Source organism: Brevibacillus nitrificans (assembly GCF_003710965.1).
Lineage (GTDB): Bacteria > Bacillota > Bacilli > Brevibacillales > Brevibacillaceae > Brevibacillus > Brevibacillus centrosporus.
The window spans coordinates 53,561-64,001 of sequence record NZ_RHHU01000022.1 but is presented as its reverse complement, the minus strand read 5'-3'; the positions used below and the strand labels follow the sequence as shown (position 1 = coordinate 64,001).

The window sequence follows — 10,441 nt, the reverse complement described above, 5'->3', positions numbered from 1 at the left end:
ACACATACTTAGCAAACATGCGTATTCAGTTTTGAAGGAATGAAACGTGCCTCTTTACCCCAAAATGGGTAAAGGGGCTTTTCTGTTTTACATAAAGCTGCACGATTTGTTTGGTGCAACCCAGGTTTCTAATTGCCCTTTTACGCTGTTTATGTCGACAAGTTAGGTCGATTGACCGACAAGTTACCCCTTGCAGAGCGCAGAGGCGGTAGACTAACATGAGAAGGTACTAATCAGAGGGTATAGTTGGCATGGCATGGTTTATGAAGGAGAATAATCAATGAAGAAAATCCTGATCTTTTCAGCTTCCATCGGTAATGGTCACAATCAGGCTGCCAGAGCGATGCAAGAAAGTCTGGCGGAGGCTGGCTACACGTCGATGATCATTGATACGTTGGAGTACATCAGCCCCACGTTTCACAAAATCTTGCTGGAAAGCTACATGAATTTATTGCGGTTGTCCCCAAAAATGTGGGGGAGAATCTATCACAATACAGAAAAAAGTAGATTTTTTGATATGAACGTACTTATGAATAAACTGTTGGCAAACAAGCTGAAGAAGTTGATAAACAGCGTTCAGCCTGACGCATTTATTGCCACGCATCCGTTTGCCAGTTGTATGCTGTCGGTGTTAAAGGGAAGAAATGACTGGAAAGAGCCGATATACACGATTATTACGGACTACACGATTCATCCGTCCTGGATTAATCATCACATTAACTACTATTTCATCGGTCATGAGCAGCTGTACTATTTGGTGGACCTGTATCGACAGGATCATCAAAAATTCATCCCCATGGGTATCCCGATCATGCGCAAGTTTCGATTACCCTTGGACACGGAACAGATCCGAAATAAGCTGAAGCTGAGCCCGGAGCAAAAGAGCATTATTCTCTCAGGCGGTGGCTTGGGGCTAGGCTCCATGGAAAAAGTCCTCGACGGCTTGGAAGAAATCGATCTTCCGATTAAAGCCTTTATTTTGACTGGTACCAATGATAAGCTGTATCGAAAGGTCACAAATCGAACCTATCGTCATGAGGTAGTCCCCCTAAAGTTTGTAAACAACTTTCACGAATATTTGGAGACGGCAGACCTGATCGTAACAAAATCGGGTGGACTGACTTCGGCGGAAGTAATGAGCAAACGGGTTCCGATGATCATCTACAACCCGCTGCCAGGGCAGGAAGAGCGCAACAGCCACTTCCTGTTAAATAACGGTTGCGCAGTCCACGCGAACTTGTCCGAGCAGCTCATTTACTTTATTGAAGAGCTATTGCACAGTCCTTCCAAAGTGGATTACATGAAAAGAATGGCACATAAGATATCGAAGCCGGATGCTGCTCAGCGGATAGCTGAATTCATTCGCGACGATATGAAAATGCTGGAGCAAGACGAGCAGATCCCATGAATCGATGAGCTCGTGCACATGATCAGAAGGATGAGGAGGAAAACATGAGCATCCCCTATGCGGTCCTGTTTGATATGGATGGAACCTTGCTGCAAACCGAAAGGCTCTCGACACCTGCCTTTCAGCGAACGTTCGAGCAGCTACGACAAAACGGTTTGTGGGACGGACCTACGCCAGACAAAAGTGAGCTCATCAATATTTTAGGCATGACGATTGATCAAGTATGGAAAAAACTGCTGCCAGGTGCGAGTGAAGAGGCGATTCAAGCAGCAGATACGTTTTTGATAAAAAATGAAATTCAACTCATTCACGAGAGAGTAACGGATCTGTACCCAGGCGTGTTCGAAACCCTCCGTGATCTGCATGCGAAAGGCGTAGCGCTGTTTATTGCAAGCAATGGGCAGGAGGAGTACATTGATGCTCTTTGTGAAGAGTACGGATTAAAGCCATTTTTGACAGATCTGTATTCGGCAGGGCGTTTCCGTACACGTTCCAAAAACGATCTGGTGGCAAAATTGATTACCGATTATCAGGTGCAAAAAGCGGTTATGGTCGGAGATCGTCACTCGGATGTAGAAGCGGGTACGTCAAATGGACTTTTTACTATCGGCTGCGACTTTGGCTTTGCCAATCCAGGTGAACTGGATGGAGCCGATGTGATCATCACAAAATTCCCCCAAATCCTTGATCATTTGCCAGAACTCGACACCGTCAGGCAAAGTCAAACATAAACCATTCCGATGCGGAGTGGTTTTTTTGTATGGTTTCAAGCGTCCCCATTTTGCCCACAATAGAAAGTGTATTCACCACTTGCAAGCGTCAAGTAAACCCATTATAATTAAAGTCAAAGATAGTCAAAGTCAATAGTCAAACACAACGAGAAGAGGAGGCGATGACTTGCGTAACATCTCTGACATCATTGAACATCACTTGAAAAGCATCATAACGGAGAGTCCCAATGGTTTGATCGAGATTCAGCGTAGTGAGCTAGCCGACCTTTTTCAATGTGTTCCGTCTCAGATCAACTACGTCATCAATACCCGATTTACCGTTCAAAAAGGGTATATTGTGGAAAGCAAGCGTGGCGGCGGTGGATACATCCGTATTCGCAAAGTGCAGATCGTCAGCAAAGCGCGCTTGCAGGAACTTTTGACCGAGGAGCTGATTGGAGAGGCTATCACACAAAGTGTGGGAAATGCTATCGTAGAGCGCTTGTTAGAGGAAGGCTTGGTCAATCTAAGGGAAGCTACCCTGATGAAAATTGCCACTTCCCGATCTGTCTTAACCGTGGATACGGAATTGCGAGATCGTTTGCGGGCAAATATTTTAAAGCAAATGATCGCAGCTATTTTGCTGAAGTAAACGAAACACGTGCTAGGAGGGATGATGTGATGAACTGTGAGGAATGCGGAAAACGACCGGCGACACTTCATCTGACGAAAATCGTCAATGGCGAAAAAACCGAATACCATATTTGTGAGCACTGTGCTCAGGAAAAAGGGGACGTCTTTACCGGCTTTCACAATTTCAGCATCAACAATCTCCTTTCCGGACTTCTAAAATTCGACCCGATGCAAAAAGGCATGAAGGAGTCGACTACAAACAAACCACTCCGGTGTGAAACCTGCGGACTCACCTATGCCCAATTCAGCAAGAGTGGGCGCTTTGGCTGCAGCGATTGCTACACCTTCCTAGGAGATCGACTGGATCCCCTGTTCAGACGGATTCATGGCAATACGCAGCACATCGGAAAAGTGCCGGAGAGAACAGGTGGCAAGCTGAAAATCCGCAAAGAGCTGGAGCAGTTAAAGCAAGCCTTGCAGACGCATGTGGCGAGCGAGGAATTTGAAAAAGCTGCAGAAATGCGGGACCGAATTCGTGCTTTGGAACAAAAGATGGCCCAATCGTAACAAGGGGAGGTTAGCTGGATGTCGCAACAGCAGTTTATGCAGAACCCGTGGAGCAATTGGATGAAAGGGGAAGGACCTGATTCCGATATCGTCATCAGCACACGGTTACGCATCGCCCGTAACCTGCGCCAGCACCCTTTTCCGTTGCTTGCGACTGATTCCCAAGGGGAGGAAGTAGTAAGAAAGGTAACGGAAGTAGCCGAGTCGGATGCCATGCGCAAACGACACCATCTGCAAGTGCTTCAAATGGATCAGGTTAACCCGCTGGAAAAACGGGTACTGGTGGAGAAGCATCTGATCAGTCCGCATCTGGCCGAGGAGTCTCGGAAGGGTGCTGTGCTGCTTAGCACAGATGAGTCCGTCAGCATCATGGTAAATGAAGAGGATCATATTCGGATTCAAGTTCTGTTGCCGGGATTTCGTTTAAACGAAGCCTGGGAAATCGGGACCAAAATAGATGATATTTTCGAGAAGAATTTGAACTACGCTTTTGATGAGACCAGAGGATACTTAACGAGCTGCCCGACAAACGTCGGTACGGGGATTCGCGCCTCCGTCATGCTCCACCTCCCCGCCTTGGTGATGACCCAGCAGATCAGCCGAATTTTACAAGCAATTAATCAAGTTGGTCTGGTGGTACGAGGAATTTATGGGGAAGGCAGCGAAGCTTTAGGAAACCTGTTTCAATTATCCAATCAGGTGACGCTGGGAATGTCGGAGTCTGACATCCTCTCCAACCTGTACGGAGTAGCGAGACAGATTATTGAACAAGAGCGCGTGGCACGAACATACTTACTTGAGCATACCCGTGTATCCCTGGAGGATCGCATTTTCCGTTCGTACGGCATCCTGATGTACGCACGCACGGTGGAATCCAAGGAAGCAGCCCAGCGCCTATCCGATGTTCGTTTAGGTATTGACCTGGGAGTGATTCCAGACGTATCGCCATTAGTGCTAAATGAACTGCTTGTCACGACCCAGCCGGGATTCCTGCAGCAGCACGCCGGTCAAAAGCTAACCCCTGATCAGCGTGATGAACGCAGAGCCCGATTAATACGGGAGCGCATAACGGACAGACAGGAGCACAGCGGCTGATCAAAGCAACAGCAACACGCAACAGTTAACCCATAGAGAATAAACACGGTTACCTTGGAGGTGTACGATATGATGTTTGGACGTTTTACGGAACGAGCACAAAAAGTATTGGCGCTTGCCCTAGAAGAAGCAGTGCGTCTCGGTCACAAAGATATTGGGACAGAGCACGTACTGCTGGGTTTGATTCGGGAAGGTGAAGGGATTGCAGCGAAAGCTCTTCAATCGCTGGGACTTGGTCTCGATAAAATCCAAAGTGAAGTGGAATCGTTGATCGGACGCGGTACGGAGCAGTCCGGCAGTAATTACACGCCAAACTATACACCTCGCGCCAAAAAGGTCATTGAGTTGTCCATGGATGAAGCTCGCAAGCTGGGCCATACGTACGTGGGCACCGAGCATATCCTGCTTGGTCTGATCCGTGAAGGGGAAGGCATTGCGGCTAGAATCATGAATAATTTGGGCGTCAGCCTGAACAAAGCGCGTCAGCAAGTGCTGCAGCTTCTAGGCAGCTCGGAGATGATGGCTTCCCATCAGCCCTCCGGTGGCAATCCGGCAGCGAATACGCCTACGCTGGATGGCTTAGCACGCGATTTGACAGCTATCGCACGCGATGGCGGACTGGATCCTGTGATCGGTCGTCAAAAGGAAATTGAGCGCGTGATTCAGGTACTGAGCAGACGAACCAAGAACAACCCAGTTCTCATCGGGGAACCGGGTGTAGGGAAGACGGCAATCGCGGAAGGCTTGGCACAAAAGATCGTGAACAACGAGATTCCCGAGACATTGCGTGACAAGCGCGTTATGACACTCGATATGGGTACCGTCGTTGCGGGAACGAAGTATCGCGGTGAATTTGAGGACCGCCTGAAAAAGATCATGGATGAAATTCGCCAGGCAGGGAATATCATTTTGTTCATTGACGAATTGCATACCCTGATCGGTGCAGGTGGAGCAGAAGGTGCCATCGACGCTTCCAATATTCTCAAGCCGGCTCTCGCTCGCGGAGAATTGCAGTGCGTAGGGGCAACTACGCTGGATGAATACCGCAAATACATCGAAAAGGATGCTGCGCTGGAGCGCCGTTTCCAACCGATTCAGGTAGATGAGCCGACAGCGGAGGACGCGGTCAAGATTCTGCATGGTCTGCGTGATCGCTACGAAGCCCATCACCGCGTAAAAATTACAGATGAAGCCATTGAACAGGCAGTGAAGCTGTCTGACCGATACATCACAGATCGTTTCCTGCCTGACAAAGCGATCGACCTGGTTGACGAGGCTGCCTCCAAAGTACGCTTGCAGTCCTTTACCGTTCCACCAAATCTCAAGGAACTGGAAGGCCGTCTGGAAGAAGTGCGCAAGGAAAAGGATGCCGCTGTGCAGTCTCAGGAGTTCGAAGAGGCAGCCGCTTTGCGTGATCAGGAACAAAAGCTGCGCGAAGAGCTGGATAAAACGAAAAAAGACTGGAAAGAACGCCAAGGCCAGTTGAACATGGAAGTAACGCCTGAAGATATTGCTCAGGTCGTAGCTAGCTGGACGGGTATCCCTGTTCTCAAGCTGAAGGAAGAGGAAGCAGAGCGCCTGCTGAAAATGGAGGAAATTCTGCACAGTCGTGTTATTGGGCAAGACGAAGCAGTCAAATCCATCTCCCGTGCGGTTCGCCGTGCGCGTGCAGGTCTCAAGGATCCGAAGCGCCCTGTAGGCTCGTTTATTTTCCTCGGCCCTACCGGTGTAGGGAAAACGGAACTGGCGCGTGCGGTAGCCGAAACGCTCTTTGGCGATGAAGATGCCATGATCCGCGTCGACATGTCCGAGTATATGGAGAAGCATTCTACAGCTCGTCTGGTCGGTGCCCCTCCAGGGTACGTCGGTTACGATGAGGGTGGACAGCTGACGGAAAAAGTACGCCGCAAACCGTACTCCGTAATTCTGCTGGATGAGATCGAAAAAGCGCATCCTGACGTATTCAACATCTTGCTGCAGGTACTGGATGATGGGCGTTTGACGGATTCCAAAGGACGCACGGTTGATTTCCGCAATACGGTCGTCATCATGACCTCCAACGTAGGAGCCAGCATGATCAAGAAAAACACCACGCTGGGCTTTACCACAGGCGATACGGAAAGAAAGTATCAGGATATGAAGGATAAAGTGATGGATGAGCTGAAAAAGAGCTTCCGTCCTGAATTCCTAAACCGCATCGATGAAGTCATCGTGTTCCATTCCTTGGAGCAGGAGCACATCGAGCAAATCGTATCCCTCATGACGGATGAGCTCCGCAAACGCTTGAAAGAACAGAGCATTGATTTCCAATTGACCGAAGATGCCAAAAAAGTATTGGCCAAAGAGGGCTTCGATCCAGCCTACGGTGCACGTCCGCTGCGTAGAGCTATTCAGCGCCATATCGAGGACAGATTGTCTGAAGAGCTGCTGAAAGGCAATATCAGCAAAGGCGATACCGTCAACATCGATGCCGTGGAAGGTCAGCTGGTCGTCAAACGATTGGAAAAAACAAAGCTGTAAGCAGCTATAGCAATAGAAGGATGCCTCCCGAAACAGGAGGTATTCTTTTTTTGTATCTCTAAGTATGATAAAAATAGAGGATAGAATCCAAACGAGGGTGCGAATATGTCAAAGTATAAAACGAAATACGCGTGTCAAGAATGTGGCTATGAATCGCCGAAATGGATGGGGAAATGTCCAGGCTGCAACAGCTGGAATACAATGGTAGAGGAAATGACAGTCAAAACCGCGCATCGCCACGAAGGCTTGAGCGGTGGGCAGAAACAGGCAGCGATGCCACTCACGGAAGTAGCCAGTGAAGAAGATCCGCGCATGGACACGACAATCGGGGAATTGAACCGGGTTTTGGGTGGCGGACTTGTGCCTGGCTCTCTTATTTTGGTCGGCGGGGATCCGGGGATTGGAAAATCAACGCTGCTCTTGCAGACCTCATTTGCTTTGGCGCATCAAGGTGCAAAAGTGTTGTACGTATCCGGGGAGGAGTCGGCAAAACAGATCAAGCTGCGCGCCGATCGACTCGGGACAAATACTCCGCCCATGTTTGTTTTAGCAGAAAATGATTTGGATTTGATCGAACAGCATATTAATCAGGTAGACCCCCATGTCTTGATCATTGACTCGATTCAGACCGTTTTCCACCCGGCTGTCCAATCAGCGGCCGGGAGTGTGGCCCAAGTGCGTGAAGCTACTGCACAGCTGATGCGCATTGCCAAAGGAAAAGGGATCGGAACGTTTATCGTCGGACACGTCACCAAGGAAGGATCGATTGCAGGTCCACGTATGCTTGAGCATATGGTGGATGCCGTGCTCTATTTCGAAGGAGAGCGCCACAATACGTTTCGTATCCTGCGAGCGGTCAAAAATCGCTTTGGTTCGACAAATGAGATCGGGATTTTTGAGATGAAGGACCGCGGACTGGAAGAAGTGGCAAATCCATCGGAGATCTTCTTGGCGGAGCGTCCGTTTGGTGTAGCTGGTTCTACTGTTGTGGCCAGCATGGAGGGAACTCGCCCAGTCTTAGTTGAGCTGCAAGCTCTCGTGGCCCCTACGAGCTTTGTGACCCCGCGGAGAATGGCTACAGGCGTCGATCATCAGCGTGTAGCGATGATTATGGCCGTTTTGGAAAAGCGTATGGGCATGATGCTGCAAAATCAGGACGCGTATGTCAACGTGGCGGGCGGCGTGCGTCTGGATGAGCCTGCCGTGGACTTGGCGATTGCCGTAAGTATTGCAAGCAGCTTCCGTGACCATGCAACAAACCCTCATGACGTTGTGATTGGGGAGATCGGCCTGACTGGTGAGGTGCGAGGTGTGTCTCGCATTGAACAGCGGGTGCGAGAGGCTCACAAGTTAGGCTTCAAGCGAGTCATTATTCCAGAAAAGAATATTCGTGGCTTGGATGCTCCTGACGATATTCAGGTGATCGGCGTATCGAACATTGGGGAGGCTTTGAACGAGGTCATAAGGGGGTAAGGGCGGATGCAAGACAACCAAAAGAAAAATCCGCTATTCAGTGATGTTCTTCGCTTAGTCGCTCCGGGAACACAGCTGCGGGAAGGTCTGGAAAATGTGCTGAGAGCCAAAACGGGCGGGCTCATTGTCGTCGGCTATGGACCTGAGATGAAGCACATTGTCGATGGGGGTTTTTCGATCAATTGTGACTTCTCCCCAGCACATTTGTATGAATTAGCGAAGATGGATGGGGCGATTATAGTAAGTGAGGACGCCAAACGCATCCTGTATGCCAATACCCAGCTCTTTCCTCCTGCCTCGATAGCCACAAGTGAAACAGGAACTCGTCATCGCACGGCACAGCGGACAGCCATTCAGACGAACTATCTGGTGATCGCTATTTCCCAGCGCCGAAATGTCATCACTCTGTACCAAGGGAATTTTCGCTATGTGCTAAACGAGATCAGTGTCATTTTGGCAAAAGCGAATCAGGCGGTATCTACTTTAGAAAAGTACAAGGCAGTGCTGGATCAGACACTCACGAATCTGGGGGCTCTGGAGTTTGAAGAGCTGGTCACGCTTCACGAGGTAACGTCGGTACTGCAGCGGGTAGAAATGGTGCTGCGAATCAAATCGGAGGTTTCCAAGTACATATGCGAGCTTGGAGTCGAAGGAAGATTGGTAAGCATGCAGCTGGAGGAGCTTGTATCCAATATTGAAGAAGAGGCCCATATGCTTATTCGGGATTATTGTCGAGATCCGGCACATTCTCCCGATGTCGTTTTGCGAGACATGAAGAAATTGAGCTCTGATGAAATGCTGGAATTGAGCTCATTTTTGCGAGTGCTGGGGTATTCTTCTAATGTCAGCATGCTGGAAGAATCCGTGTCACCACGCGGATTCCGGATCCTGTATAAGATCCCGCGGCTGCCGATGTCGATTATTGCAAATCTTGTCGGACACTTCCACAATCTCCCTCGAATTATGATGGCAACGATTGAAGAATTGGATGAAGTGGAAGGGATCGGAGAGGTGCGTGCCAGAGCGATCAAGGATGGACTAAAAAGGATTCAGGAGCAAGTGTTCATTGACAGGCACATTTAAAGTAGAATAGGATTAAGGCATTATTTGTATTCAACATTTGCCTAGGGGACCCGATAGCTTACAGGGTCAACAGGATACTCGTCTCCTTCGCAAAAGAAATCAGGAGGTAGTCTATGTTCGTGAAATCGTTACCGAACATACTAACCGTAAGCAATTTGTTTTTAGGTGTACTCGCAATCATTTTGGCGTTTCGAGGCGATGAATTCGTCGATTATGCGGCCATTACCGTAATTATTGGGATGCTGGCTGATGGCTTGGACGGGCGTGTAGCCCGGATGCTGAATGCACAAAGTGAGTTTGGGAAGGAACTGGATTCCTTGTCAGACGTCATCACCTTTGGCGTAGCACCTGCCTTTATCATGTATGTTGTCGTGTTGAATGATTTTAACTGGATTGGCATCTTGATCACAGCGATCTTCCCGATCTGTGGAGCGCTGCGGTTGGCTCGTTTTAACGTACAGGCTGGTGTTCCTGGCTATTTCATTGGACTGCCGATTACGGCGGCAGGCGGCGTGCTTGCGACTCTTGCCCTGTATCACCAAGTATTTAATACGGCCCTGCTCGCCATCAGCATGCTGCTGCTCGCCTTTTTGATGGTATCGAAGGTCAAATACCCGAACTTCAAAAAAGTAGGAATCCCGAAATCTGCGTACTGGATTACCCCTGTGATTATTGCGATCGTCGTTGTTGTAGCGATTAAATATCCGCAGCAGTTTCCGAAAATCGTGTTCTTGCCGCTTGCTTTTTACGCTTTATACGGGATAAAAAAAAACGTTGACTTTCTTGTCAAAAAGTTTCGCAAGAGAAAAAACAAAGAAGAGGAATCCGTTCCTTTCGAATAGGTGAGCAGATGAGAAAACTTGGCTCCGCCAATCCTTTTGGCGGGGCCTTAGTTGCACTTATGCTGGCTAAGAATCTATAAATTGTTACTGTATGAAAAAACCCGCTAATC

Annotated in this window: 9 protein-coding genes; all 9 read left to right on the top strand. The window is 48.9% G+C overall.

Annotation, left to right across the window (positions count from 1 at the left end; all coding sequences use genetic code 11):
- Positions 1-280 precede the first annotated feature (280 nt).
- Positions 281-1,408: an MGDG synthase family glycosyltransferase gene (locus tag EDM59_RS28840; protein WP_122926768.1), complete on the top strand. Its 1,128-nt coding sequence runs from the start codon at positions 281-283 to the stop codon at positions 1,406-1,408.
- Between the two features lie 44 nt (positions 1,409-1,452).
- A complete protein-coding gene (locus EDM59_RS28835) occupies positions 1,453-2,139 on the top strand; it encodes an HAD family hydrolase (protein ID WP_122926767.1) in 687 nt (228 codons plus the stop codon).
- Positions 2,140-2,305: 166 nt separating this feature from the next.
- Positions 2,306-2,770, top strand: a complete 465-nt coding sequence (locus tag EDM59_RS28830; protein ID WP_092276894.1) for a CtsR family transcriptional regulator — start codon at positions 2,306-2,308, stop codon at positions 2,768-2,770.
- 29 nt (positions 2,771-2,799) lie between these two features.
- Positions 2,800-3,318, top strand: a complete 519-nt coding sequence (gene mcsA, locus EDM59_RS28825) for a protein-arginine kinase activator protein McsA (RefSeq protein WP_122926766.1) — start codon at positions 2,800-2,802, stop codon at positions 3,316-3,318.
- A gap of 18 nt (positions 3,319-3,336) precedes the next feature.
- Entirely contained in the window at positions 3,337-4,413 is a 1,077-nt protein-coding gene (gene mcsB / locus EDM59_RS28820) for a protein-arginine kinase McsB (RefSeq protein WP_122926765.1), read from the top strand.
- A 69-nt stretch (positions 4,414-4,482) separates the two neighbouring features.
- Positions 4,483-6,933, top strand: a complete 2,451-nt coding sequence (locus EDM59_RS28815; RefSeq protein WP_122926764.1) for an ATP-dependent Clp protease ATP-binding subunit — start codon at positions 4,483-4,485, stop codon at positions 6,931-6,933.
- 105 nt (positions 6,934-7,038) lie between these two features.
- Positions 7,039-8,406, top strand: coding sequence for a DNA repair protein RadA (radA, locus tag EDM59_RS28810; protein ID WP_092276905.1), 1,368 nt, complete (start codon positions 7,039-7,041; stop codon positions 8,404-8,406).
- Between the two features lie 6 nt (positions 8,407-8,412).
- Positions 8,413-9,489, top strand: coding sequence for a DNA integrity scanning diadenylate cyclase DisA (gene disA / locus EDM59_RS28805; RefSeq protein ID WP_122926763.1), 1,077 nt, complete (start codon positions 8,413-8,415; stop codon positions 9,487-9,489).
- A gap of 113 nt (positions 9,490-9,602) precedes the next feature.
- Positions 9,603-10,331 (top strand): CDP-diacylglycerol--serine O-phosphatidyltransferase, encoded by a 729-nt coding sequence (gene pssA / locus EDM59_RS28800; protein WP_092276910.1) that lies wholly within the window; start codon positions 9,603-9,605, stop codon positions 10,329-10,331.
- Positions 10,332-10,441 lie beyond the last annotated feature (110 nt).